Raw genomic sequence first — 24,964 nt, forward strand, 5'->3', positions numbered from 1 at the left:
AATGTCCGTACGGCTGTACTCCCGTGCCCGCAGACGGATGGCCACGGTGCTCGCGGCGGCCTTCCTCGTCGGCGGCTTCTGGGCCGCGCCCGCCGGCGCCGACCCCGCACCCGACCCCGAGCGGGCCCCCGGCTCGCAGAACCAGCCCTTCGTCGAACTCCCGCCGCAGGAGCCCGGCGTGACGCTGCGCACGTACGACATGCAGATCCCGCTCGACGAGCTCTGCACGCTCAAGCCCGCGCAGACCCCGAACGTCGACAAGCTCATGCCGCAGATCGACTTCACCACCACCGAGGACTTCGGCCTGGAGGAGAACTTCCTCTCGCACACGATCGCGAACATCAACGTGCCGGCGGACGGCAGCTACACCTTCCGCCTGACCAGCGACGACGGCTCTCGACTGCTCATCGACAACAACGTCGTCATCGACCACGACGGGCTGCACAGCGCCGATCCCCCCAAGGACGGCACCGTCGAGCTGACCGCCGGCTACCACTCGCTCTTCATCGAGCACTTCGAGGCCGGCGTCGACCAGCAGGTCACGCTGTCGTGGCAGCCGCCGGGCGCCGGCGGGTTCGAGGTCGTGCCGAACTCGGTGCTCAGCACCGACGCCGGCGTCGTCCGCGTCACCGCGCCGGGCCGCAAGGAGTGCGAGGGCACCGCCGACTCGCCCGGCGACGGGTTGCCGCTGGACAGCGTGCACCCGGACTTCGAGCTGACGGATCTGCGGCCGGACGGTTTCGAGCCGCAGGTGTCCGCGCTGGACTGGCTGCCGGACGGGCGGCTCGCGGTGGCCACCTGGGGCGGTACCGACAACGTTGCCGGTGAGGTCTACCTGCTGGACAACGTCACGGGTGATACTTCGCCGGAGCAGGTGACGGTGGAGAAGGTCGCGGAGGGTCTGAAGGAGCCGCAGGGCATCAAGTATGTCGACGGTTCCCTGTACGTGTCGCAGAAGCACGAGCTGACGCGGTTGAAGGACAACGACGGCGACGATGTCACCGATGCGTACGAGACCGTCGCCACCTGGCCGTTCGGCGGCAACTTCCACGAGTTCGCTTTCGGTCTGCTCTACCGGGACGGGTACTTCTACCTGAACCTGTCCGTGGCCATCAACTACGGCGGGGCCACCACCGATCCGCAGCCGGCGGAGAACCGCGGCACGACCATCAAGGTGCACAAGGACACCGGTGAGGTCTCCTACATCGCCGGCGGGCTGCGCACGCCCAACGGCATCGGCTGGGGTCCGGAGGATGAGCTGTTCGTCCTGGACAACCAGGGCGGGTGGCTGCCGTCGTCGAAGCTGCTGCACGTCAAGCAGGACCGCTTCTTCAACCACTACACCAACCCGGACGGGCCGTTCGACGGCCAGCCGGTGACCCAGCCGGTGCTGTGGCTGCCGCAGAACGAGATAGGCAACTCGCCGACCACGCCGCTGTACATGGAGGAGGGCACCTTCGCGGGTCAGCTCCTTTTCGGCGACATCACCTACGGCGGTATCCAGCGGGGTGATCTGGAGAAGGTCAACGGCGAGTACCAGGGCGCGGTCTTCCGGATGACCCAGGGCCTTGAGGTCGGCGTCAACCGCATCACGATGGGCCCGGACGGTGCGATCTACGCCGGTGGCCTGGGCGCGGGCGGCAACTGGGGCCAGCCCGGCAAGCTGTCCCACGGCCTTCAGAAGCTGACGCCCGGCGGGAGCGACGCCTTCGACATCGTCTCGATGGACGCCACCGGGACCGGCTTCGAGCTGGAGTACACCAAGCCGCTGTCGCAGGAGACCGCCGACGCCCTCGCCCAGCGCTACTCGGTCACCCAGTGGCGCTACGTCCCCACCGCCGACTACGGCGGCCCCAAGGTGGACGAGGAGGAGCTGCCGGTGACCTCCGCGCAGCTCTCGGAGGACCGCAAGACGGTCACCCTGGAGATCCCGGGCCGCAAGGCCGGGCACGTGGTGCACGTGCGCTCCCCGCGCCCGTTCACCGCCGAGGGCGGCCAGGAACTGTGGAGCACCGAAGCCTGGTACACCCTCAACAACATCCCCGGCGTGGAGCCGGGCGCCGCCTCCACCGCGTACGAGGCCGAGGAGGCCCGGCTCGACGGCGGCGCGCGCGTCGCCACCGACCACGACGCCTACTCCGGCAGCGGCTTCGTCGCCGGCTACGGCACCAAGGGCGCGTCCACCACCTTCGACGTCACTACGGAGAAGGGAGGCACCTACGACGTCGGACTGCGCTACTCCAACGGCCCCAACCCCGCCGAGGGCACCAAGACGGTCAGCATGTACGTCAACGGCAAGAAGGTGAAGCAGCTCCCGCTGGCGTCCACCGGCACCTGGGAGGAGTGGACGAGCCGGACGGAGAAGGTCAGGCTGCGCGCGGGTGCCAACACCGTCCGCTACGTCAACGAGGGGGACGACACCGGGCACGTCAACCTCGACCTGCTCACCGTCCACCGCAGCGGCGAGCCCGTGACGCTCTTCGACGGCGCGGACCGCTCCGCCTTCCAGCACCTGGACGGCAGAACGCCCCAGTGGCCGCTGCTCGACGGCGAGGCCATGGAGGTCTGCTGCGGCGACATCCGCACCAAGCACGCGTACGAGGACTTCAAGCTGCACGTCGAGTTCTGGCTGCCCGAGCTGCCGCCGGACGTCACCGGGCAGGACCGCGCCAACAGCGGCGTGTACCTCCAGGAGCGGTACGAGGTCCAGATCCTCGACTCGTACGGCAAGGACCCGCTGGCGAACGACGACGCCGCCGCCATCTACAAGAAGAAGGCGGCCGACGCGAACGCGGCGAAACCGCCGGGAACCTGGCAGACGTACGACATCACCTTCCGCGCCGCGCGCTTCGGCGCCGACGGCAACAAGACCGAGGACGCGCGCATCTCGGTGGTGTGGAACGGCGTCAAGGTCCAGGACGACGTCGCGGTCGACGGCCCCACCGGGGCGGGGAAGCCCGAGACGCCGGTCGCCGGCGCCATCCGGCTCCAGGACCACGGCAACGCGGTCCGCTACCGCAACATCACCGTCCAGCCCCTGTGATCCGGCGGTGAGTCCCACCGGCCCCGGAGCCCCTCCCGGCTCCGGGGCCGGTGCCCGTCCGGCCGGGACCCGGCGAGGCCCCGGCCAGGACCCGACCCTGTGTTCGGCCCGTACGACCTGCGCACCAACCACTGCTCCCACGTCCTGGCGATCCAGGTCCGGGGCCGGGGTCAGTTCTCGCTGAGGGCCTTGTCGGCGTTGCGCCGGTAGCGCTCCAGGCCCTGCTCCAGTTCCCTGAACCGCCCGGGCTCCCGGGCGATCAGATCCTGCTGGATGCGCCGCTCGGCCGCTGCCCGCACCGCGACGAGGTCGCTCTCCCGCTTGCACCCGACATCCGCGACGGCGACCGCGATCTCCCGGGAGGTGACCCGCTTCGCGTCGAGGTTCCAGGCCGGATCCTCGATCGCCGCGAGCGGGGTGGCGTAGTCGAACCCCTGCCCGCTCATGCACGTACGCCAGCGGGAGACGGCCCGCCGGACCGGCGGGGCGGCGGCCGAGGCGTCGACCGAGTCGAAGTCGTACGAGGTGAACCACTCCGCTCCCGGCACGGCGCCACCGGCCCCGAGCCGCGCGGCGGCCTCGTCCGCGCAGCCGCCCTCGCCGAGGAGGGCCCGCTCCTCGGCCGGGCCGAGGGCGGCGAGCCATGAACGCTGCGCCTGAAGCTCACGGGCCTGCCCGGGGTCGTCGGGCATGTGGTAGCCGTGCCGCCGCGCCACCGACTCGTCCGTCACGCCGTAACGGCGGGCGTTCCCGGCGCTCGCCGCCGGGGGCGGCGAAGAGGCTGCCGAGGGCGGCCAGGGAGGCCGCGGAGACGGTGACTGCCGTGAGCATGGACTTGGATCGCACGTGAATGTCCTCTGGGAGGTCCGGGTGTTCTGACGGCGAGAACGCCTGCTCACAGCGTTCCAGCAGGGAGGGCCCACGTCCTTGTCGCTGAGTGGACAGTTCCTGGGCCGTGCGTGGCCTGGCCCGCCGCGGCCCGGGAAGCGACCAAAGTCGTAGCCGCCGCCGGGCTCCGCAGACCTTCGGCCGATCCGCCGCCGTGCCCCGCCTCCGTAGCGTCGCCGGGGAACGGCAGGAAGGACGACCGACCATGGATTCCGGAGCACCCGCGATGTCCCGTGACGACCGCCTCGCCAAGCCCTCCGCCACCACGGTGGGCCCCGGCCTGGTGTACCGCCTGCTGCTGCTCGCCGGCCTCCCGGCGCTCGGCCTGCTGCTCGGCTGGCTCGTCCCGCACGCCGCGGACTGGGTCGCCGGCCTCAGATGGGCGCCCATGCAGGGCCCGTTCGAGCTGGTGGCCTCCTTCGACGACGGCTGGACCGCGGTCGCCGGCCCCGTCGTCGGGCTGGTGCTGGGGCTGGGCGGCGGGCTCTTCGCGTACGCGATGGCGATGCGCGTGACCTTCGAGGACGACACCGTACGGGTCTACAAGGACGGCGAGTCGCGCATCCTGGCCCGTGCCGAGGTCGCCGCCGCATTCCTCGACAAGGACCGGCTGGTGATCCTCGACGCCGCCGCCCGCCAACTGCTGCGCAGGCCCTCGGACCTGGAGCCCGGCGACCTCGACCGGGCCTTCACCGCGCACGGCTACCGGTGGCTGCACGAGGACCCGTACGCCGGCCGCTACCACCGCTGGGTGCGGGACTCCGGGGAGCTGTCCGCGGCGGCCAACGCCGTGCTGAAGGCCCGGGAGCACGCGCTCAGGAAGAAGAACGCCACCGACGCGGAGGAACTGCGCGAGGAGGCGCAGCGCCTCGGCTGCGTGCTGCGCGAGGAGGGCACGCGCCAGTACTGGCGCCCGCTGCGCGACGAGGCCGCCGGGGACTGAGCGGGCGCGGCCGGACGGCGCCGCCCGCGGGGCGGCGCCGGTCCCGTACGGACCGCGGCGCGGCTCAGTCCAGGCCGGGCAGGGACGCGAGGCGGCGGTGGTCGGCGGGGGAGTCGCGGCGGTCCAGCCGGGTCTCCAGCAGCCGCCGGGCCGCCTCGCACCGGCCGCCCGACACCAGCGCGAACAGCAGCGTCTCCTCCACCACTTCACGCTGCGCCGCGCTGCCGCCGACCTTGCGCAGCACCGGCCGGATCGCCTCCAGCCGCGCCACCGCGTCCGGCCAGCGCTCCTCCAGCACCGCCTCCAGCGCCTCGCACAGCGGCGCCACGACCTCGCGCTGCACCGGGTCCGCGCCCGCCGCGTGGGTACGCAGCCGGCGCAGCGCCGGCAGGTCGCCCGCGGCCGTCAGCGCCACCGCGCTGTGCATCGCGGTGAACGGCGTCGCCGGCCGCTCCACGACCTCCCGCTCGACCGCCGCCAGCACGCCCTCCACCGGCTGCTCGCCGGTCCAGCACCCCGACATCCGGGCCCGCCACAGCAGCGACCCCGAGTCCACCAGCGCCCGCACCCCGTTCACCCGGCCCGGCGCCAACTGCGCGAACCAGCGCCGCCGTACCGCATCCGGGTCGTCGAGCGCCAGCTCGTGCAGCGCGACGTGCCAGGAGAAGTGGGCGCGGTGAGTGGCGCCGCGGCCCTGGTCGCCGATCCAGTTGTCGAGCCAGTCGCGCCCGCGCTCGTGGGCCCCGGTCTCGTAGTGCACGTGGGCGAGCGCGTGCACGGCGTGGCCCGCGGCCGGCTCCACGGCCAGCGCCCGGCGGGCCAGCTCCGCGGCCTCGTCGAAGCGGCCGTCGTCCTGGCGCATGAAGGCCAGCAGCGAGGTGTGGAACCAGTGCCCCTCGTACGCGGACGTGGTGCGCTCCACCAGCCGGCGTGCCATGGCGCCGTCCAGGTCGGTGACGCCGGAGAACGCGATGGTCGGCACGGCGATGCTGAGCGCCAGCGCGTCGCCCGGGTACGCGGCCAGGTGCCGGGTCAGCGCGGTGTCGCCGGAGTCGGCGGAGCCGGCGATCCGGCGGGTGACGACCTCGACGAAGGCCCGCTCGCGCTCGTCCGCGCGCTCCCGCGCGGCGCGCTGGGCGTCGGCCAGCGCCCGCGGCACGTCGACCTCGGCGCCGCACTCGTGCCCGACGAGCGCGAGCGCGGCGTGCCCCAGCGCGAAGCCGGGGTCCAGCTCCACGGCGCGGGCGAACGCGGTCTCGGCGCCGGCGCGGACCTTCAGCAGCCGTTCGAGGCCCGCGCGGTACGAGGCGGCGGCAGCGGCGTGGGTGGAGACGGGCAGGCCGTTGACGTCGGTGGGCCGGCGCCGGCCGCGTACCGGCTCGCGCAGCGGCTCCAGCACGGCCGCGGCGACCTCGGCGGCCTGGACGCGGATCTCCGGCACGGCGGTGGTCTCCCACAGCTCGCCGCGGCGGGCGGAGCCCAGGGTGAACAGCGCGGGCGTCGCGGGCGCGGCGGGGGAGCCGGACCGTATCGCCGGGGCGCGGCCGGGGGCCGGGCGCAGCCGCCCGGCGTCGGTGGCCACGCCGATGCCCAGCGGGCCCGGCGTGGCCGTGCCGTCGGCGAGCAGCCCCCGCCACAGCGGGTCGGCGCACTCCTCGACGCGCAGTCCGGGCCCGGTGCAGTCGACGACCCAGCCGACGTGCAGCGTCCGCCCGCCGCTCAGCGTCACGGCCAGGCCGCCCTCCGGGCCCTCGGCGACGTCCAGGACCCGGCCCCTGTGCAGCCGCAGCCGCCGGGCGGCCAGCGCCCGCTGGACGGACTCCGCGGTGGCCGGGGGCATGCGGTGGCGGTGGACGTTCCAGCGGGAGGCGTCGCGGGCCAGGAAGTCCGCCCGGTCCTCGTCGGTCAGGCGGGCCCACATCAGTTGCGTCAGCGGGCGCAGCCCGTCCACGGCGGGGCGCCAGTCGCCGTGGGCCCGTACGGCGGCGGCCACGTGGCGGCGTACCGCGGCGCGCAGCTCCGCCAGCGGCAGGCCGGGCAGGTCGGGGTCCGGCTGGAGCGGCGGCAGCGCGGTCAGGGCGTGCGGGCGGGGCAGTTGGCCGCCGCGGGAGACGGCGTGCACGCGGCGGCCGGTGCGCTCCAGCGTCAGCGCCATGTCCACGGCGGTCAGGCCGGTGCCGACGAGCAGTACGTCCTTGCCGTGGTGGGTGTCCCCGTGGTGGGCGTCGCCGGCGAGGGCGTCGAGGGCGCCGGGCGCCCAGGGGTCGGGGACGAAGCGGTCGTGCGTGCGCAGGGCCGCCGGGGCCCAGCCGCCGGGGCCGGGCGCGGGGCCGGTGGCGACGACGACGCTGTCGGCCCGCTGGGTGCGACCGTCGGCGAGGCGCAGGGTGGCGCGCCCGCCGGCGGTCCACGTACAGCCGGTCGCCTTCGTCCGCAGCCTGCTGACGGCGACGGTGCCGTGGGCGCGGATGACGGCCTGGCCGAGGGAGTCGGCCAGATAGGCTCCGTAGCGGTGCCGGGAGACGAAGTCGCAGGCGGAGGCGGCCGGCTCGCCGTGGGCCCGGAGCCAGCGCACGAAGTGCGTGGGGTCGTCCGGGTAGCAGCTCATGCCGCCGGCCGGGACGTTGAGCCGGTGCCGGGGGTCGGTCGTGGCGTAGGCGACGCCGCGGCCCGCCTCGGGCGCCGGGTCGATGAGCACCAGCTCCAGCGGCGTGCTGCGCCGGATGGCGGTCTCGCAGAGCTGCATCGCGGTCAGGGCGCCCGCGGCGCCCGCACCGACGACGGCCACGACGTGGCGGGCGGGACCCGCGGCGGTGGGAGACGAGGGCGCGGCCACGGTACCTCCAGCAAGCCGGGAACGATGTCGTCCATGATCTCGCGTCTTGGGGACCGGTCCACCCCCGGACACCTGTTGACGCGACGAGGCTACTGCTTCCATAATTCCTAGCACACCGATGGGAATACTAGGAATCGGTGGGAGCCGGTGATCGGACCGCGGATACGCGGGGCCGCACCGGGCTCCACACGGACGGGCAGGGCCCTTCGCGAACCCGGAGGAGTGCGAAGGGCCCTGCTCCTGTCCGTCGCCGCCCGTGCGTGCCCGCCCGGGCGCACCACCGGGTTCACCGAAGTGCGCGTACGTGACCGGCGTACGCCCCCACAACGCCCCGGCCGGCGCCAGCACCGCCGGCCGCGGGCGGCACGGCAACGGCCCCGTACGGCTGCGAAGCCGTACGGGGCCGCTGTGCACCGGCGCCCCGGTCCTCCCGCGGGGGCCGGCGGTCAGGCGATCGGCGCCAGGTGCTCGCGGAGCGTGCGCCCGCGGTAGCCGGAGCGGAACACCCCGCGCTCGCGCAGCTTCGGCACCAGCCCGTACACGATCGCGAGCATGTCGGTGGCCGCGTGCGCCGGCAGCAGGTGGAACCCGTCGGCCACCCCCTCCGCGTGCCACTCCGCCAGCAGCTCGGCCAGCTCGGCCGGCGTCCCGGCGAAGTGCATCGTCTCCTCCCGGGAGCGCGGCCCGCGCCCGCCGCGGCGGGCGAGGTCGACCCCGAGGCGCAGGAGAACCCGCAGGGCGTGCGGGTCGCGGCCCGCGGCCGCCGCCTGGTGTTTGAGCGCCGCACGGCAGACCTGGGCGGCGGCCGGGTGCTCGGCGTCCAGGAGCACCACGTCGGCGTGCCGGGCGGCCTGGAGCCAGCGCCGGTCGGGCCCGTGCACGTCCAGCACCACCGCCACCGGCGGCCGGGGCGGCCGGCGCCGCCGCACGCCGGACAGGGCCCGGCGGGTGGCGGGGTGCCGGCCCGCCGCGGCGCCCCGGCCGGCACCGTAGGCGCCCCCGGGGGAGGGCCGGGTGCCGAACGGGCCGTCGCCGGGCAGCGCGGTCCGTACCAGCCAGCCGGCCCGGCCGTCGACGGCCATCCGGGCCGCCGCGGACGTCAGCGGCGCGAACCGCCCCGCGGGCAGCGCGGAGACTGCCGGGACCAGCCCGATGCGGCTGGTCGTGCCGGCGGCCTGCGCCAGCACGGCCAGCACGTCGAGCCGCCCGGGTCCGCCCGCGCCGTCGAGCGTGACGAAGTCGAGACCGCCCTGCTCGGCGAGGCGCACCAGCCGGGTCCAGCGCGCGTACGGCGGTGGGGGCGGCGCCCCGCCGGCACCGGCGGGGCGGTGGCCGGCGGTCGGGTCGTCGAGGCTTGCGGAGAGATGGAGTTGGGCGGCCATGGGGAGCTCGCCTTTCGGTAGCGGGAGGCGGGAGGCGGGAGGCGGGAGGCGGGAGAAGGGGAGCGGAGAGGGGGAGAGGGGGAGAGGGGGAGAGGGGAGAAGGGGAGCGCTGCGGACCTGGGGCGGGCGGGTCAGGACTCGATCGGCTCGTACTTGTAGCCCATGCGCCGGACCGTCACGATCCGGTGCCGGTGGGCCGCGCCGAGCTTGCGGCGCAGCCGCGCGACGTGCACGTCGACCGTGCGGCCGTCGCCGACGTGGCTGTAGCCCCAGACGGTGGTCACCAGCGACTCGCGCGAGTGCACCCGCCGCGGGTGGGCGACGAGATGGGCCAGCAGCTCGAACTCCAGGAACGTCAGGTCCATCGGCTGCCCGTCGACCTCGGCCACCCGGCGGGCGACGTCGAGCCGCACCGGGCCGGTGTCGGGCGGTGCGTCCGGCGGGCCCGCGCTGTGCGGCGCCCGGTGCAGCGGCGCGGCGTCGGCGTCGGCCAGGAGGTCGGCGGGGTCGAGGCCGGGCGGCACGAGGACGACGTAGCCGACGAGGGGCTTGCCGTCGGCGGTGTGCTCGCCGTACCGCGCGGGCTCGCGCACCAGGCGCAGATGGCGTACGGCGCCCGCGGCGTCGGCTCCGCTTGCCGGGGCGGAGAGGGAGTTGGTCATGGGTCGGTCTCCTTCGGGTGGTGGGAGCGGGGCGGTCGGGTCAGCCGGCGGCCTGCGCGGGGTACGGCAGCAGGCCGGCGTCCGTCTCCTCCCACGCGGTACGCAGCCGGGCCAGCAGCCCGGGTCGTACGGTCGCCTTGTCGGCCCGCTCGCGCGGGTCGTCGGCGAGGTCGAACAGGCGGTCCGCGCCGTCCTTGCCGCGGTGGTACTTCCAGTCGCCGCGGCGCAGCGCCCGCTCGCCGCGGACCCGCCAGAACAGGTCGCGCTCGGGCGGGTCCTCGTCGCGCAGCAGGTAGCCGGCGAGGCTGCGCCCGTCCAGCGGGTGGGAGGCGGCCGGGCGGGCGCCGCCCAGCTCCAGCAGCGTCGCGGTCCAGTCGGGGGAGTACACCGGCACGTGGCTGACCTGGCCGCCGTCGAGCCGCGCGGGCCAGCGGGCGATCTGCGGTATGCGTATCCCGCCCTCCTGGAGCGACGCCTTCTCGCCGGACAGCGGCCACTGGTGGGACCAGCGCTCGCCGCCGTTGTCGCTGGCGAAGACGACCAGGGTGTCCCGCTCCCGGCCGCTCGCGCGCAGCGCGGCGAGCACCTGGCCGACGGAGCGGTCGAGGTCCTCGACCATCTCGCGGTACTTCTCCAGCGAGCCCCCGTCCGCGTGCCACAGGGCGCGGCGGTCACCGGCCTTGATGCGGCGGACGATCTCGGCGCTCTCCGCCTCGTCGCCGTCGGCGATCCACGGCCAGTGCGGGGTGGTGAAGTTGAGGTTCAGCAGCCACGGCTGCTCGTCGCGGGTGCGCAGGTGCCGGACGGCCCGCTCGGTGAGCACCCGGGTGTAGTAGCGCAGGTCGCGGTAGGCGACCTCGCCCTCGTACAGGTCGTACTCGCCGCCGGAGCCGAGCTTGGAGTAGTACTCCAGCGCCCCGCCGAAGTTGCCGAAGAAGCTGTCCCAGCCGGAGCGCGTGGGGCTGTAGTCGGGCAGGAAGCCGCAGTGCCACTTGCCGATGAGCGCGGTGCCGTAGCCGGCGTCGCGCAGCAGGGACGCCAGCGTGGGGTGGCCCGGTGCCAGGCCCGCCGACTTGTCGGCGATCGGCTCGGCGAGCCCGCCCTCCGTGCGCCCGGGGTGCCGGCCGGTGTAGAGCGAGAAGCGGGTCGGCGAGCAGGTCGCGGAGCCCGCGTACGCCTGGGTGAAGCGGACGCCCTGGCGGGCGAGCCGGTCCAGGTGCGGGGTGCGGATGTGCGGGGAGCCGTAGCTGGAGAGGTCGGCCCAGCCGAGGTCGTCGGCGAGGACGAAGAGGATGTTGGGCCGCCGCGCCGTGCGGCCGGCGGCGGCGCGGAACGGGGTTTCGGCGCTCCGGGCGGCGGCGGGTGGCGCGGCGGCGCCGAGGGCGGCCGCCGTCGCGGCGGAGCCCAGCAGTCCGCCGAAGGCGCGGCGGGACGGCGAGGAGGACATGTGTCTCCCGAGGACGGAGGGCAGGGGGAACCGGCCCACCGGCGCGCGGACGGCGACGGCCGCGGCGGCGGCGGGTCATGGCTGCGGAGGAAGTCGGCCGGCGGCTAGCCGTGACGGCAGACGGCGCTGGCTACGTGACAGAAGTCGACGTGCCTGCGGCGGTAGAGAAGCGCCCGCGTCGAAGACATGCCTACCATCCTGCGCACCGCGCTGGCCTGCGTCAATGGTTTTCCTAGAAAATTGGTCGGAAAACTGTGGAACGGCCGAATGCGGTCCTCGATCGGGGGTACGGGGAAGGCTTTCGCGGCGTGCGTGTGCTGGTCGCGTGTGCTGGTCGCGTGTGCTAGCGGGGCGGGTCCGGCTCCAGGCGCAGCGCGGTGATGGTGGTGGCGAGCATCTCGTAGTGCCCGGCGAGCAGCAGCAGTTCGATCGCCGCCTTCTCGTCCAGATGGGTACGCAGCCGCCGCCAGCGGGCGTCGTCGAGGTCCCGGTCGCGGTGCAGCGCATCGACGGCGGCGAGCAGCGCGCGCTCCCGCTCCGTCCAGCCGTCCGCGTCCGGGCCGGCCTCGGCCCGGGCGACGTCGGCGGGGGTCAGCCCGGCCCGGCGGCCGAGCCTGCGGTGGTGCTCGAACTCGTACGCGCAGCCGCGCAGATGCGCCACCCGAAGGATGACCAGCTCCGTCTCCCGGCGCGGCAGCGTGCCGCGGGGCATCAGCCGTCCGGCGAAGCGGAGCCAGCCGTGGAAGAGCCGGCGGTGCCGGCCGAGGACGAGGAAGAGCGCGGGCGGCCGGGTGCCGCCGACGCGGCCCGCCGCGCGGCTGAGCAGCCAGGTGGCCAGGCCCACGTCGCGGCGCCCGCCGGGGGCGATGCGCGGCCCGCTCACCGCGCGTCCCCGTCCGCCCGCCGGGCCCCCGGGCTGCCGGCGCCGGTGGCCCCGCCGGCCCCGGTGGCGTCGGTGGCCGGTGCGGTGACCGTGCGCGGGGGCGCGGGCGGGGTGACGACCGCGCGGCGCAGCAGCCGGTGGGTGGCGGAGTTCATCGCCCGCATCGCCAGCGCGTACAGCGGCGGCGCCGCGCGCTGGAGCCCGTGCGCGGCGCGTACCCGCCCGGAGGTGTGCACCAGATAGCGGTTGCGCGCCATGCCCCTGAGGATCATCTCCGCGACCGCCTCCGGCGACTCCGCTTGCTTGCGGAAGCCCGCCTGGAGCCGCTTGAACGCCTTGCTGTCCTTGTCCACGCCGACGATCTCGACGGTCTCGGTGAGCGGCGTGTCCACCGCGCCCGGACAGACCAGGCTGACGCCGATGCCGTGCCGGCGCAGGTCGAAGCGGAGCACCTCGGAGACGCCGCGCAGCCCGAACTTGCCCGCGCTGTACGCCGCGTGCCACGGCAGCCCGAGCAGGCCCGCCGCCGAGGAGACGTTGACCAGGTGCCCGCCGCGGCCGGCCGTGATCATCGGCGGCACGAACGCCTCGATGACGTGCACCGGACCCATCAGGTTGACCTCGACCATGGCGCGCCAGTGCCGGTGCTCCAGATGCTCCACCGTGCCCCACGCCGAGATCCCCGCGATGTTCATCACCACGTCCATCGCACCGCCCGCCTCGGCGTGCACGCCGTCGGCCACGGCCCGTACGGCGTCGAGGTCGGCGATGTCGGCGGCGCCGGTGTAGCGCACCGTGCCGCCCCGCGCGCGTATCTGCGCGGCGGCGGCGTCGAGGCGGTCCCCGTCCAGGTCGGTGAGGAACAGTTCCGCGCCCCGGTCCGCGGCCAGCGCCGCGGTGGCGCGGCCGATGCCGCCCGCCGCGCCGGTGACGAAGATCCGTCGTCCTGTCAGGTCCGTGAGCCCCGGTCGCTTCATCTACCGCACGGTAACGTCCCGCGCCCGCGACCGGAATGGGGCGTGCGCCGCCCGGTGCCCGCGGACCGCGCTGCGGCGGCCCGCGGGCGGGGTCGTACGGGTGTCAGCCGGCCGGGTCCAGACGCTGGATCGGCCCGCCGAGGTCGAGCACGTACAGCTCGCGGTCGCCGCCCTGGACGAAGGAGATCACTTCGCCGCCGCTGACGCCGAGGTCGGTCTCGCCGGTGACCTCGCCGTTCTCGACCTGGAGCGCGCGCACGGTGCCGTCGCAGTAGTCGCTGAACAGGTACTGCCCGGCGAGGTCCGCGATCGCCTCACCGCGGTAGACGAACCCGCCGGTGACCGAGCAGCCGAGGCCGCCGCGGTCGTACTCGTGGACCGGCGGCACGTGGTTCGACGGCTCCTCGCCGTCGAAGACCTGCGAACCCTCCATCCGGCCCCAGCCGTAGTTCTCGCCGCCGGGGCTGCCGGCCGGCGCGTAGTCGATCTCCTCGACCTTGTTCTGGCCGACGTCGCCGATCCACAGGTCGCCGGTCCCGGCGTCGAAGGAGAAGCGCCACGGGTTGCGCAGCCCGTACGCCCAGATCTCGCCGCGCGCCTGCTCGTCGTCCACGAAGGGGTTGTCCTCGGGGATCGCGTACGGGTCGCCGCCGGAGGGGTCGATCCGCAGCAGCTTGCCGAGCAGGGTGCCGAGGTTCTGGCCGTAGTCGTGCGGGTCGCCGCCGGCGCCGCCGTCGCCGAGGGCGATGTACAGCATCCCGTCGGGGCCGACGGCTATCTGGCCGCCGTTGTGGTTGGAGTAGGGCTGCTCCTGGGTGAGGACGGTGCGCCGGGAGCCGGGGTCGAGCGCGCCGTCGGCGACGGCGAACTCGTCGATGGTGCTGGTGCCCTCCTGGTCGGTGAAGGATATGTAGAAGTGCTGGAACTCCGCGTCGAAGGCGATGCCGAGCAGCCCGCGCTCGCCGTCCGTCGTCGTCTCGTCCGAGATGTCGAGCACGGGCTGGCCGAGGCCGGAGTCGGTGAGGACCCGGACCGTGCCGGCGCGTTCGGCGATCCATACCGTGCCGTCGGGGCCGGCGGTGCCCGCGCTGGGGTTCTCGGCCTCGGCCACGGTGGTCAGTTCGACCGCCGCCCGCGCGGAATCGGCGGGCGGGTCGGCGTTGGCCGCGGACAGCGCGACGCCGGAGACGGCGAGGCAGAACCCGGCGGCGATCGCCGAGATGGTACGCACTCTCATGGTGACCCTCCTGGGGTGGGGTTGAGGGTGTGGGGGAACGGTGCGTGCGCTCGCACGGTCGGGGGGATGCCCCTGGTGCGCAGGAGAATAACCCGCGCACGGTTCCCGATGAATACCGCAACCTCGGCCCCGGAGAGGGGAGCTGTCCGTCGTGTCCGTCATGCCGACCGGATGCCGGGAATTCGGACGGCGGGGGTGCCGTCCGCCGGCGAAGCGCTGCGCGCCGCGGGGGACTTCGTGCCGCGGGAGGGGCAGGACGTGTCCCGCGGCGGGGCCGCGGCGCGCAGCGCTGGCTCTCAGAGGTTGCCGGCGCCGGCGCCGTCGGTGACGGTGCCCTTGACGCTCTGCGCCGGCTGTACGGAGTAGCCGTACGGGATGGATGCGACGGAGCCGCCGGCCTCACCGGAGCCGGAGCCGTCGAAGTGGTTGTCGCGGGCCACGATCGAGCCCGGTCCCGAGCTTGCCTCGCCGAGGTGGAACGGGTCCTCGGTGTTCTCGAAGTAGTTGCCCTCGATCAGCACGCCGGCGTCCTCGGTGGAGGCGACGCCGTAGGAGCCGATGTCGTTGTAGTAGTTGTTCAGCACGTGCACGGGGTTGCCGAAGCGGACCCGCGGGTTGCGCTGGTTGGTGCCGTCGAACCAGTTGAAGGCGTACGTGACGTGCAGGGCGTCGGCGTCCTCGCCGGCGTTGGAGTCGCTGTGGCCGAGCAGCGCGTTCTTGTCCTGGCCGTGGAAGTGGTTCCAGGAGACCGTGATGTCGTCCGACGCGCGCTTGATGTCCAGGTTCCCGTCGCTGGCGTCCGTGAGCGTGTTGTGGTCCAGCCAGACGTCGGTGGAGTACTGGATGTTGACGTTGTCGTCGTCGCTGCCGGAGATGGTCAGGTTCTGCACGATGACGTTGCTGACCTCGCTGATGTTCAGCCCGCCGCCGCCGCTGATGCGGCCGTTGCCGCCGACGCCGACGATGGTCTTGTCGGACGCGACCTTGGTCATGTCGCCGAGCTGGATGGTGCCGGCGACCTCGACGATCCGCGGGCCGTCGCTCTGCACCGCCTCGGTGAACGCGTCCGCGTCCGACACCCTCTCGGTCGGGCCGCCGGCCCCGCCGGTGGTGCCGGCGCCGAACCCGATGGCTGCGGCAGCGGCCGGGGCGGCCTCGTCGGCCATCGCGCCCGGGACCAGCAGGGCGGCGGTGGCGGCCGCGGTGGCCGTCGCGACGGCCACGACGAGCTTGGTGCGGGGCTTCCTCCTGTGCGTGCGCATGTGCTGCTCTCCGTCCGGTACGTGTGCGGGTGGGGGGATGCGCCCGCCTGGCGGCGGCACGCTCCGGCCGTGGGTTGCCGCCGGACGGCGGGAGGTTGCCGGGGTACGCGTCCGCGGGTACGGCGCGGCGCCGTACCCGGTGTGCGAAACCGCGGTCGGTGTACGGGACTTCGGCCGGCCCGGGTACGGAAGGGGCCGGCGGGCCCGCCGGCTACGGCCGGGCCGGGGGCTCCGCGGGCGCCGCCGTGCTCTGCCTGACCACCAGCCGGGTGGCCAGCTCCATGCGCAGCGCGCCCTTGCCAGGCTCGCGGGGGCGCAGCAGCATCTGCGCCGCCTCCTCGGCCATCTGCCGCAGCGGCTGGTGCACGGTGGTGAGCGCGGGGCTGGACCACTGGGCGAGCGGCACGTCGTCGTAGCCGACGACGGACAGGTCGTCCGGCACGCTCAGCCCCTTCAGCCGGGCCGCCTCCAGCACCCCGAGGGCCTGGAGGTCGCTGCCGGCGAACACGGCGGTGGGCCGGCCGGGCCCGTCGAGCAGTTCCATGGCGTGGTCGAAGCCGCCCTGGACGTGGAAGTCGCCGAAGCGGACCTGCGCCGGGTCGGCGTCCAGGCCCGCCATGGCCATCGCCGAGCGGTAGCCGTCGAGCCGGGCGAGGGAGCACATCATGTCCTCGGGGCCGGTGATGATGGCGATCCGCCGGTGGCCGCGGTCGATGAGGTGGCGGGTGGCGGCCATGCCGCCGGCCCAGTTGGCGGAGCCGACGGAGGGCACGTCCGGCTCGGGGTCGCCCGCCGGGTCGACGATGACGAACGGGATGGCGCGCGAGCGCAGTTGCTTCTTCACCCGGTCGGGCAGGGTGGAGAAGACCAGCACCACGCCCAGCGGGCGGCGGCGCAGGACGCCCTCGATCCAGTCGGGGTCGGGCGCGTGCCGCGTACCACTCTCGGTGAGGACGACGCTCGCGTGGTTCTGCTTCGCGACGTTCTCCACGCCGCGGATCAGCTCCATCGCCCAGACGCTCTCCAGCTCGTGGAAGACCAGCTCGATGAGCGGCGCCTGCGGGGCGGCCTGGGCCCGGCGGCGGTAGCCGTGCGTCTCCAGCAGTTGCTCGACTTTCGTGCGCGTGGGCCGAGAGACATCGGACCGTCCGTTGAGAACTTTCGAAACCGTCGAGAGTGACACCCCGGCCTGAGTGGCTACCTCGGCCAGGGTCACACGGCCGTCCACGTCGTCGTCTTCACGCATGGTTCGAAGGATAAGGCACGGTCAGCGGTAACGGTTTGGTCGCGCGCCCGCAGCCCCGTTGACCGTCTGCGGCGGCTCGCCTACTGTCCAGCCCTACATCGACTTTCGGTGTTCGGGACGAAATTTTCGAGAGGCATACGTATGAAGACACGAAGGCGGATGCCCCGCATACTCGCCGGCGGCTGGGCGCTGGGGCTGGCGCTGACCCTGGCGGCCTGCGGCGACGACGGCGGATCGGCCTCCGGGGAGAACGAGTTCACCGTCCTCGTCTACGGCGACGCCACCAACAAGGTGGAGAAGAAGCTCGTCGCGGAGTTCAACAAGACGTCCAAGGTCAAGGCCCGCCTGGACAGCATCCCGGGCGCCGACTACCAGCAGAAGCTCCAGACGATCATCAGCACCCCGCAGGCCCCCGACGTCTTCTTCCACTGGGGCGGCGGCAGCATCAAGCCCTTCGTGGACGCGGACCTGCTGCTGCCGCTCGACGACTTCATCAAGAAGGACCCGGGCCTGAAGGACAACTTCCTGCCCTCGGTCTTCGACGCCTCGGTCGTCGACGGCAAGGCGTACGGCATCCCGATGCGCGGCACCCAGCCCGTGCTGCTCTTCCACAACAAGAAGGTGCTCGACGAGGCCGGCGTGCAGCCGCCCGAGACCTGGGAGGACCTGCTGGCCGCGGTGGAGAAGCTGAAGGACGCCGGCGTCACCCCGATCGCCCTCGGCGGCGGCGACATGTGGCCCACCCAGATGTGGTTCCAGTACCTCTACGACCGCATCGCCGGGCCCGAGCTGTTCCAGAAGGCGCTGGACGGCGACGAGGAGGCGTGGGACAGCGAGGACAGCCGGCGGGCGCTCGGCATGATCCGCGAACTCGTCGACGCGGGCGCGTTCGGGGACACGTACGACTCGGTGAAGTTCACCAACAACGGCTCCCCGCAGCTCGTCGCCTCCGGCAAGGCCGGCTTCGAGCTGATGGGCTCCTGGTACTACTCCACCCAGCAGAGCCTGGACGAGACGTTCGCCGCCGAGGACCTCGGCTACAGCGCCTTCCCCGCCGTCGAGGGCGGCAAGGGCGACCCGGCGAACCTCGCGGGCAACACCAACAACTACTACTCGGTGATGAAGAAGGCCGAGCACCCCGAGGCCATCGCGGAGTTCCTGAAGCTCATGTACTCCGACACCTTCGTGAAGGACCAGCTCTCCATCGGCAACCTGCCGACCACGGCCAACACCCCGGACTTCCTCGACCAGGCGGCCAGCCCCGAGTACTCCACGTACCAGTACGACCTGGTCGCGAAGGCGCCGCACTTCCAGCTCTCCTGGGACCAGGCGTACCCGCAGTCCGCCGCCACCGACATGCACAAGGCCGTCCAGCAGTTCTTCAACGGAGAACTCGACGAGGACGGCTTCATCTCGGCCATGCAGGCCCTGCCGACCTCCTGACGCCCCATGACCACACAGATGACGCGCGTCCGCCCCGCCGCTCCGTCCAAGGAGCGGCGCCGGACGCGGACCACGAACGTGGCCGACGTGGGCCGCCCGGGATTCCTCTGGGCGGCCCCCGCCACGCTGTTCTTCGCCGCCTTCGCCGTCGTACCGCTGATCATGGTCGTGGTGCTGTCGTTCATGAGCTGGGACGGCATCGGCGAGCCGGAGTTCGCCGGGCTCGACAACTGGCGCCGGGTCCTCGACGACCCGGTGATGATCAAGAGCATCTGGCTGAGCCTGCTGCTCACCGGGCTCGGCGTGGCGATCCAGACCCCGCTGAGCATCCTGATCGGCGTCTGGGCGGCCGGCCACCAGAAGAACCGCGCGGTGCTCTCGGCCGTCTACTTCGTCCCGCTGCTGCTCTCCGCCACCGCGGTGGCCGTCGTCTGGGGCGCCCTGCTCGACCCGAACTTCGGGGTGCCCGCCGAGGCCACCTGGCTCTTCGGCGACGGCAACCTCTTCGGCGAGCAGGCGACCGCGATCGGCGTCCTGGCCTTCGTCAGCACCTGGCAGTTCACCCCGTTCCACACCCTGATCTACCAGGGCGCGGCACGGGCCATCCCGCCCGTGCTGTACCAGGCGGCGGAGGTCGACGGGGCCGGTCGCTACCGGCAGTTCTTCCACGTCACGCTGCCGCAGCTACGCAACGCGATGATCACCTCGATGATCCTCATGGTCGTCGGCGGGCTCACCACCTTCGAGACCGTCCTGATCCTCACCCAGGGCGGCCCGGGGACCGACACCACCATCAGCGCGTACTACATGTACGAGCGCGCCTTCCGGAGCTTCGACTACGGCGCCGGCGCGGCCATCGCGCTCGTGCTCGTGCTGGCGGCGACGATCATCTCGCTGATCATGGTGCGGCTCTCCGGCTACGACAAGATGCGCAGCACCACGGAGGGCCTGTGATGAAACGGCGTCCCAACTACCTGGCCGGCGCGGGCTCGCTGGTCTGGCTCTTCCTCATCGGGCTGCCGCTGTACGTGATGATCTCGGCGACCCTGAAGTCCCGGTCGGACTTCGCCCAGGGCGGCCCGCTGGCCCTCCCCGGCGACTTCACCTTCGACAACTACACCGGCGCCTTCGACACCGGCTTCGGCCGGTACTTCCTCAACACCCTGCTGGTGACCGTCTGCGTCGTCGGCATCGTGCTGCTGCTGGTGCCGCCGCTCTCGTACGCCATCGTGCGCAGCCGCGGCCCGGTCACCACCGGCGTCTTCCGGCTCTTCCTGCTCGGCCTGGCCATCCCGCTCCAGGCCGTGATCGTCCCGATGTTCTACCTCATCAGCGAGGCCGGGCTCTACGACAACCTCATCGGCGTCATCCTGCCCACGGCCGCGTTCTGCCTGCCGGTCTCCGCGCTGATCCTCAGCGGCACCATGCGGGACATCTCCAGGGAGCTGTTCGAGGCCATGGCCATGGACGGCGCCACCCCCCGGCGGGTGTTCTTCCAACTCGTCCTGCCGCTCTCCCGGGGAGGGCTCTCCACCATCGTGGTCTTCTCCGCCCTCCAGGCGTGGAACGGCTTCCTCTTCCCGCTGGTCCTGACCCAGTCCGACAGCACCAAGGTCATCACGCTCGGCCTCTACAACTTCAAGACCGAGCGCGGGATCGACGCGCCCGGGCTGCTGGCCGCCGTGGTCCTGTCGATGATTCCCGTCCTGCTCGTCTACCTGTTCGCCCGGCGTGCCCTGGTCCAGGGCCTCATGGGCGTCGGAGGAAAGTGACCGCGAACGTGGCAGTTGAGACAACCCGGGCAGACTCCCCGGACACGGCCACCCCCGTGTGGAACGACCCGGCACACGACATCGGCACCCGCGTGACGGCGCTGATCGCCGCCATGACCGTCGAGGAGAAGGTCGCCCAGCTCTTCGGGATCTGGGTCGGCGCCTCCGCGGAGGGCGGGGAAGTGGCGCCGTACCAGCACGAGATGGAGGAGACCGTCGACCTCGACGCGCTGCTGCCCGCCGGGCTCGGGCAGTTGACGCGGCCCTTCGGCACCGCGCCCGTCGACCCCGCGCTCGGCGCGCTGTCGCTGATGCGCACCCAGGCGCGGGTCGTGGCCGCCGGCCGCTTCGGCATCCCGGCCCTCGCCCACGAGGAGTGCCTCGCCGGCTTCGCGACCTGGAGGGCCACCGCGTACCCCGTGCCGCTGTCGTGGGGCGCGACGTTCGACCCGGCGCTGGTGCGGCGGATGGCCGCGGCCATCGGCCGGGACATGCGCGCCGTGGGCGTGCACCAGGGGCTCGCGCCGGTGCTGGACGTCGTACGCGACGCCCGCTGGGGCCGGGTGGAGGAGACCATCGGCGAGGACCCGTACCTCGTCGGCACGGTCGCCACCGCGTACATCCAGGGCCTCCAGTCCGCCGGCGTGCTCGCCACGCTCAAGCACTTCGTCGGCTACTCCGCCTCCCGCGGCGGGCGCAACCTCGCGCCGGTCGCCGCGGGCGGGCGCGAGCGCGCGGACGTGCTGCTGCCGCCGTTCGAGATGGCGCTGCGGGAGAGCGGCGTGGGGTCGGTGATGAGTTCGTACACCGACACGGACGGCGTGCCGTCGGCCGCGGACGAGTCGCTGCTGACCGGGCTGCTGCGGGACGCCTGGGGCTTCGAGGGCACCGTCGTGGCCGACTACTTCGGCATCTCCTTCCTGCGTACGCTGCACGGCGTGGCCGGCGACTGGGCCGGGGCCGCCGGCGCCGCGCTGGCGGCCGGCGTGGACGTGGAGCTGCCGACCGTCAAGACCTTCGGACCGCCGCTGCTCGCGGCCCTCGCCGACGGGCGGGTCGACGAGGGCCTGGTCGACCGCGCGCTGCGCCGGGTGCTGACCCAGAAGGCCGAGCTGGGGCTGCTGGACGCCGACTGGTCGCCGGTGCCGGAGGCGCTCGCCGGCGTCGAGGGCGCGACGGCGGACCCGGACACCGTGCGCGGCACCGTCGACCTGGACTCCGACGGCAACCGCGAGCTGGCCCGCGAGGTCGCCGAGCGCGCCGTCGTACTGCTCGCCAACGACGGCACGCTGCCGCTGGACCGGCCCCGCCGGATCGCGCTGGTCGGGCCCACCGCCGAGGACCCGCACGCCGTCCTCGGCTGCTACTCGTTCCCCGTCCACGTCGGCGTCAAGCACCCGGGGATCCCCCTCGGGATCGGGCTGCCCACGCTCCACGACGCGCTGCGCCGGGAGTTCCCCGGCGCCACCGTCACCGTCGCCGCCGGCTGCTCCGTCGACGGCCCGGAGACCGACGGCATCGCCGAGGCCGTACGGACCGCCCGCGAGGCCGACGTCGTGATCGCGGCGCTCGGCGACCGCGCCGGGCTCTTCGGCCGCGGCACCAGCGGCGAGGGCTGCGACGCGGAGTCGCTCGCGCTGCCGGGCGTCCAGCAGGACCTGCTCGACGCCCTGCTGGACAGCGGGACGCCGGTGGTGCCCGTGCTGCTGGCCGGTCGGCCGTACGCGCTGGGCCGGGCGGTCGGCGAGGCGGCGGCGATCGTGCAGTCGTTCTTCCCCGGCGTGGAGGGGACGACGGCCCTGGCCGCGGTGCTCGCCGGGCGCACGAACCCGTCGGGCCGGCTGCCCGTCAGCGTGCCGCGCGGCCCGGGGGCGCAGCCGACGACGTATCTCGCGCCCCGCCTCGGCCAGGCCACCGAGGTGTCCAACGTCGACCCGACCGCGGCGTTCGCGTTCGGCCACGGGCTGTCGTACACGACGTTCGCGTGGTCCGGCCTCGATGTGGCGGCCGAGGAGTGCGCCACGGACGGCGAGTTCCGGCTGTCGTTCACCGTCCGCAACACCGGCGACCGGGACGGCACCGAGGTCGTGCAGCTCTATCTGCACGACCCCGTCGCCTCCGTCGTACAGCCGGTGCAGCGCCTCGTCGGCTACGCCCGGGTGGCGCTGCGCGCGGGGGAGGAGCGCCGGGTACGGGCGGTCGTGCCGGCCGACGTGGCCTCGTTCACCGGCCGCGACGGGCGCCGGGTGGTCGAGCCGGGCGCGCTGGAGCTGCGGCTGTCGGCGTCGAGCGCGGCTCCGCGGCTGACCGCCGCGGTGACGCTGACCGGCCCGCCGCGGTACGTGGACCACACCCGGCGGCTGCACGCCGAGTTCGACCCGCAGCGGGACCCGGGCGCACCGGCCGCCGCCCCGGCCGGCGAGGCACCCGGCGGGTGAGCACCCCCTGACAGCCCGGCCGCGGCCGGGCAAGGCGCGCCGCACCGGACTCCTCCCGGTCCGGGTGCGGCGCGCCGACCTCCCCGCCGCTACGCCAGGCGGCCGAGCGCCGGCGGCAGCGCACCGGCGTACACCACGCCGAGCCCCTGCGTCGCCCGGGTCAGGGCCACGTACAGGTCGCTGCTCCCGAAGAGCGCCGGCTCCACCACGATCACCGTGTCGAACTCCAGCCCCTTCGCCTGCCGCGGGCCGAGGAGCACCACGGGCCGCGTCAGGTCCGGCGCCGCGCCCGCCGCCGCGTCGGGCAGCGCCACCGCCAGCGCCGGCAGCAGTTGCGCGGGCGCGATCACCGCCAGCCGCCCCGCGCCGCCCGACTCGCGGGCCACGGCCGCCGCGACCGCCGCCGGCACGGCGCCGGCCGGCTCCCCGGCGCGCTCGGCCCAGGGCCGTACCCCCGTGGCGCGCACCGAGCGCGGCGGCGCGTACCCCGGGTCCTCCGCCCGCGCCACCTCGGCCGCGACGTCCATGATCTCCGCCGGCGTACGGTAGTTGACGCCCAGCGTGATGTGCTCGAAGCGCTTGTCCACGTACGGGCCGAGGATCGCCTCCCACGCCCCGCACGCCCCCGGCTCCGCCGTCTGCGCCGGGTCGCCGACCAGCGTCATCGAGCGGGTCGGGCAGCGGCGCATCAGCAGCCGCCACGCCATCGGCGACAACTCCTGCGCCTCGTCGACGATGATGTGCCCGAAGGCCCAGGTCCGGTCGGCCGCCGCCCGCTCCGCCGCCGTCCGGTGGTCGGCCTCCTCCTGGCGCTCGGCCAGCCGCTCGGCGTCGATGAGGTCGTGCGCCGCCAGCACCTCCGCCTCGTCGTCGTCGCGGTCCTCGAACTCCTGGGTGCGCGAGCCGTACGACATCTCCAGCACGCCCTGCGCGTACGCGATCCGCTCCTGCCGCTCCGCCTCCGCGCGGGCCCGCACCGCCGCCTGCGCCGGGCCGTCGTCCCCGAGCAGCTCCGCCGCCTCGTCCAGCAGCGGCACGTCGGCCGGCGTCCAGGGCCCGCCGGTGCGGCGGATCAACTCCCCGTCCGCCTCGGGCAGCTCCGCCGGGTCCGCGAGGAAGTCCGCGACCAGCTCCGCGGGGGTGAGCAGCGGCCACAGCTCCGCGATGGCCGCGTGCACGTCCTCGTTCGCGGCGACCGACTTGCCGAGCTGCGCGATGTCGTCCGGGCCGAGCAGGTTCTCGTCGCCGAACGGGTCGTCGCCCAGGCGCTCGGCGAGCTGCCGGGTCAGGCCGTCGATGACGTTGAACGCGAAGTGCGGCTGGGCGGCGTTGTGCGGCAGCCCGGTGTCCCGGGCCCGCTTGCGCGCCGCGTTGGCCAGCCAGTAGTCGAGGTGCAGCTCGCCGTCCTCGTGCGGGATGACGACGGTCGACTCCGGCAGCCGCTGCCGGCCTTCGAGGTACGCGGCGAGCGCGTCCGCCATCGCCGTGCCGCCCTTGACCGCCGCGGCGGCCGGGGTGTCGGTGCCGGTGGCGCTGACGCCGGGGAACAGCTCGCCGGGGGTGGCCAGCAGCACGCCGGTCTCGCCGAGCGCGGGCAGCACCTCGGAGATGTAGCCGAGGAAGGCGGGGTTGGGGCCGACGATGAGCACGGCGCGGCGGGCGAGCTGCTCGCGGTGCGCGTAGAGCAGATAGGCGGCGCGGTGCAGGGCCACGGCGGTCTTGCCGGTGCCGGGCCCGCCCTCGACGACGAGGACGCCGCGGTGCGGGGCGCGGATGATGCGGTCCTGGTCGGCCTGGATGGTCTGCACGATGTCGTGCATCCGGCCGGTGCGGGCGGCGTCGAGTGCGGCGAGGAGCACCGCGTCGGCGTCGGCGCCTTCGAGGCCGGTGCGTTCGGTGTCGGTGAGGTCGAGGATCTCGTCGTGCAGGGCCGTGACCCGGGGGCCCTCGGTGGAGATGTGCCGCCGCCGGCGCAGGCCCATGGGGGTGTGACCGGTGGCGAGATAGAAGGGGCGGGCCACGTCGGCGCGCCAGTCGACGACGAGCGGGGTGCGCTCCTCGTCGTCCGCGCGCATGCCGATGCGGCCGATGTGGTGGTCGCGGCCGTCGCGGAAGCTCAGCCGGCCGAAGCACAGTCCGTTCTCGCCGGCGTTGAACGCGGCCAGCAGCCCGGACTGTTCGGCCACGAGCACGTCGCGCTCCAGCCTGGCCTGGAGGGTGTTGCCCCCGTCCCGCGCCAGGGCCTCCTGTACGCCCGCCTCCGCGCCTTCGCGCAGCTCGGCGAGGCGCTGCTGGAGCAGGTCAAGGAATTCCTGCTCGCGCCGCATTTCCTCGTTCGGCACCTCGTTTGACAATTCAGCTCCCGCACGGATAGAATGCCCGCATCGCACTTTCTCCCAGCGCTAGTTCGTGGTTTATGAATGTGCGCAGAGAATTCCTCATAATAGCATTCCCGAGGCTCCGACCGAATGCGGCGGGGCCTTTTCGTCTGCCCTCCGGGTTACG

The 24,964-nt window shown here is 73.8% G+C and carries 17 protein-coding genes; 6 read left to right on the forward strand and 11 right to left on the reverse strand.

From position 1 onward, the window contains the following. Position 1 precedes the first annotated feature (1 nt). Positions 2 to 3,043 (forward strand): family 16 glycoside hydrolase, encoded by a 3,042-nt coding sequence (locus tag QBL21_RS14890; protein ID WP_407562664.1) that lies wholly within the window; start codon positions 2 to 4, stop codon positions 3,041 to 3,043. A gap of 170 nt (positions 3,044 to 3,213) precedes the next feature. Here the strand turns inward: QBL21_RS14890 and QBL21_RS14895 are convergent, their stop codons facing one another. Continuing rightward, a complete protein-coding gene (locus QBL21_RS14895; protein ID WP_407562665.1) occupies positions 3,214 to 3,774 on the reverse strand; it encodes a hypothetical protein in 561 nt (186 codons plus the stop codon). 362 nt (positions 3,775 to 4,136) lie between these two features. Between QBL21_RS14895 and QBL21_RS14900 the strand changes: the two genes are divergently transcribed. After that, positions 4,137 to 4,874, forward strand: a complete 738-nt coding sequence (locus tag QBL21_RS14900) for a hypothetical protein (RefSeq protein ID WP_407562666.1) — start codon at positions 4,137 to 4,139, stop codon at positions 4,872 to 4,874. A 64-nt stretch (positions 4,875 to 4,938) separates the two neighbouring features. On the opposite strand, the gene QBL21_RS14905 is transcribed toward QBL21_RS14900, so the two are convergent. The 9 genes from QBL21_RS14905 to QBL21_RS14945 all read right to left on the reverse strand — a co-directional run bounded on the left by QBL21_RS14905 (position 4,939) and on the right by QBL21_RS14945 (position 16,806). Beyond that, positions 4,939 to 7,662, reverse strand: a complete 2,724-nt coding sequence (locus tag QBL21_RS14905; protein WP_407566427.1) for an FAD/NAD(P)-binding protein — start codon at positions 7,660 to 7,662, stop codon at positions 4,939 to 4,941. Positions 7,663 to 8,156: 494 nt separating this feature from the next. Further along, on the reverse strand, positions 8,157 to 9,092 hold the full coding sequence (locus QBL21_RS14910; RefSeq protein WP_407562667.1) for an LLM class flavin-dependent oxidoreductase: 936 nt from the start codon (positions 9,090 to 9,092) through the stop codon (positions 8,157 to 8,159). A gap of 131 nt (positions 9,093 to 9,223) precedes the next feature. Beyond that, positions 9,224 to 9,754: a winged helix-turn-helix domain-containing protein gene (locus QBL21_RS14915; RefSeq protein ID WP_407562668.1), complete on the reverse strand. Its 531-nt coding sequence runs from the start codon at positions 9,752 to 9,754 to the stop codon at positions 9,224 to 9,226. 40 nt (positions 9,755 to 9,794) lie between these two features. Further along, complete coding sequence (locus tag QBL21_RS14920) at positions 9,795 to 11,201, reverse strand: sulfatase (protein WP_407562669.1); 1,407 nt, start codon at positions 11,199 to 11,201, stop codon at positions 9,795 to 9,797. Between the two features lie 343 nt (positions 11,202 to 11,544). Continuing rightward, positions 11,545 to 12,084 (reverse strand): carboxymuconolactone decarboxylase family protein, encoded by a 540-nt coding sequence (locus tag QBL21_RS14925; protein ID WP_407562670.1) that lies wholly within the window; start codon positions 12,082 to 12,084, stop codon positions 11,545 to 11,547. Next, entirely contained in the window at positions 12,081 to 13,061 is a 981-nt protein-coding gene (locus QBL21_RS14930) for an SDR family oxidoreductase (protein WP_407562671.1), read from the reverse strand. The genes QBL21_RS14925 and QBL21_RS14930 overlap by 4 nt, the downstream gene beginning before the upstream one ends. A gap of 103 nt (positions 13,062 to 13,164) precedes the next feature. Beyond that, a complete protein-coding gene (locus QBL21_RS14935) occupies positions 13,165 to 14,298 on the reverse strand; it encodes a PQQ-dependent sugar dehydrogenase (protein ID WP_407562672.1) in 1,134 nt (377 codons plus the stop codon). A gap of 296 nt (positions 14,299 to 14,594) precedes the next feature. Next, the gene (locus tag QBL21_RS14940) at positions 14,595 to 15,560 is read right to left on the reverse strand and encodes a polysaccharide lyase family 1 protein (protein WP_407562673.1); all 966 of its coding nucleotides are present in this window, start codon (positions 15,558 to 15,560) and stop codon (positions 14,595 to 14,597) included. A 211-nt stretch (positions 15,561 to 15,771) separates the two neighbouring features. After that, positions 15,772 to 16,806: a LacI family DNA-binding transcriptional regulator gene (locus QBL21_RS14945; protein WP_407562674.1), complete on the reverse strand. Its 1,035-nt coding sequence runs from the start codon at positions 16,804 to 16,806 to the stop codon at positions 15,772 to 15,774. A 141-nt stretch (positions 16,807 to 16,947) separates the two neighbouring features. Between QBL21_RS14945 and QBL21_RS14950 the strand changes: the two genes are divergently transcribed. From QBL21_RS14950 to QBL21_RS14965, 4 genes are read left to right on the forward strand one after another with little or no spacing between them, the layout of a single operon-like run. Next, the gene (locus QBL21_RS14950) at positions 16,948 to 18,249 is read left to right on the forward strand and encodes an ABC transporter substrate-binding protein (protein WP_407562675.1); all 1,302 of its coding nucleotides are present in this window, start codon (positions 16,948 to 16,950) and stop codon (positions 18,247 to 18,249) included. Between the two features lie 6 nt (positions 18,250 to 18,255). After that, a complete protein-coding gene (locus tag QBL21_RS14955; protein ID WP_407562676.1) occupies positions 18,256 to 19,203 on the forward strand; it encodes a carbohydrate ABC transporter permease in 948 nt (315 codons plus the stop codon). Continuing rightward, positions 19,203 to 20,021 carry a carbohydrate ABC transporter permease gene (locus tag QBL21_RS14960; RefSeq protein WP_407562677.1) on the forward strand — a complete coding sequence of 273 codons (819 nt, stop codon included), beginning with the start codon at positions 19,203 to 19,205 and terminating at the stop codon, positions 20,019 to 20,021. The genes QBL21_RS14955 and QBL21_RS14960 overlap by 1 nt, the downstream gene beginning before the upstream one ends. Further along, positions 20,018 to 22,459, forward strand: a complete 2,442-nt coding sequence (locus QBL21_RS14965) for a glycoside hydrolase family 3 N-terminal domain-containing protein (RefSeq protein ID WP_407562678.1) — start codon at positions 20,018 to 20,020, stop codon at positions 22,457 to 22,459. The genes QBL21_RS14960 and QBL21_RS14965 overlap by 4 nt, the downstream gene beginning before the upstream one ends. Before the next feature lie 89 nt (positions 22,460 to 22,548). Here the strand turns inward: QBL21_RS14965 and QBL21_RS14970 are convergent, their stop codons facing one another. Next, on the reverse strand, positions 22,549 to 24,786 hold the full coding sequence (locus QBL21_RS14970; protein WP_407566428.1) for a HelD family protein: 2,238 nt from the start codon (positions 24,784 to 24,786) through the stop codon (positions 22,549 to 22,551). Positions 24,787 to 24,964 lie beyond the last annotated feature (178 nt).

It is taken from the genome of Streptomyces sp. 184 (assembly GCF_045781775.1).
In the GTDB taxonomy this organism is placed as follows: domain Bacteria; phylum Actinomycetota; class Actinomycetes; order Streptomycetales; family Streptomycetaceae; genus Streptomyces.

Excerpts from the sequence above, each read along its gene's own strand:
- QBL21_RS14890 (WP_407562664.1), top strand. The coding sequence starts at position 2 with ATGTCCGTACGGCTGTACTCCCGTGCCCGCAGACGGATGGCCACGGTG.
- QBL21_RS14900 (WP_407562666.1), top strand. The coding sequence starts at position 4,137 with ATGGATTCCGGAGCACCCGCGATGTCCCGTGACGACCGCCTCGCCAAG.
- QBL21_RS14910 (WP_407562667.1), bottom strand. The coding sequence starts at position 9,092 with ATGGCCGCCCAACTCCATCTCTCCGCAAGCCTCGACGACCCGACCGCC.
- QBL21_RS14915 (WP_407562668.1), bottom strand. The coding sequence starts at position 9,754 with ATGACCAACTCCCTCTCCGCCCCGGCAAGCGGAGCCGACGCCGCGGGC.
- QBL21_RS14920 (WP_407562669.1), bottom strand. The coding sequence starts at position 11,201 with ATGTCCTCCTCGCCGTCCCGCCGCGCCTTCGGCGGACTGCTGGGCTCC.
- QBL21_RS14930 (WP_407562671.1), bottom strand. The coding sequence starts at position 13,061 with ATGAAGCGACCGGGGCTCACGGACCTGACAGGACGACGGATCTTCGTC.
- QBL21_RS14935 (WP_407562672.1), bottom strand. The coding sequence starts at position 14,298 with ATGAGAGTGCGTACCATCTCGGCGATCGCCGCCGGGTTCTGCCTCGCC.
- QBL21_RS14940 (WP_407562673.1), bottom strand. The coding sequence starts at position 15,560 with ATGCGCACGCACAGGAGGAAGCCCCGCACCAAGCTCGTCGTGGCCGTC.
- QBL21_RS14945 (WP_407562674.1), bottom strand. The coding sequence starts at position 16,806 with ATGCGTGAAGACGACGACGTGGACGGCCGTGTGACCCTGGCCGAGGTA.
- QBL21_RS14950 (WP_407562675.1), top strand. The coding sequence starts at position 16,948 with ATGAAGACACGAAGGCGGATGCCCCGCATACTCGCCGGCGGCTGGGCG.
- QBL21_RS14955 (WP_407562676.1), top strand. The coding sequence starts at position 18,256 with ATGACCACACAGATGACGCGCGTCCGCCCCGCCGCTCCGTCCAAGGAG.
- QBL21_RS14960 (WP_407562677.1), top strand. The coding sequence starts at position 19,203 with ATGAAACGGCGTCCCAACTACCTGGCCGGCGCGGGCTCGCTGGTCTGG.
- QBL21_RS14970 (WP_407566428.1), bottom strand. The coding sequence starts at position 24,786 with ATGCGGCGCGAGCAGGAATTCCTTGACCTGCTCCAGCAGCGCCTCGCC.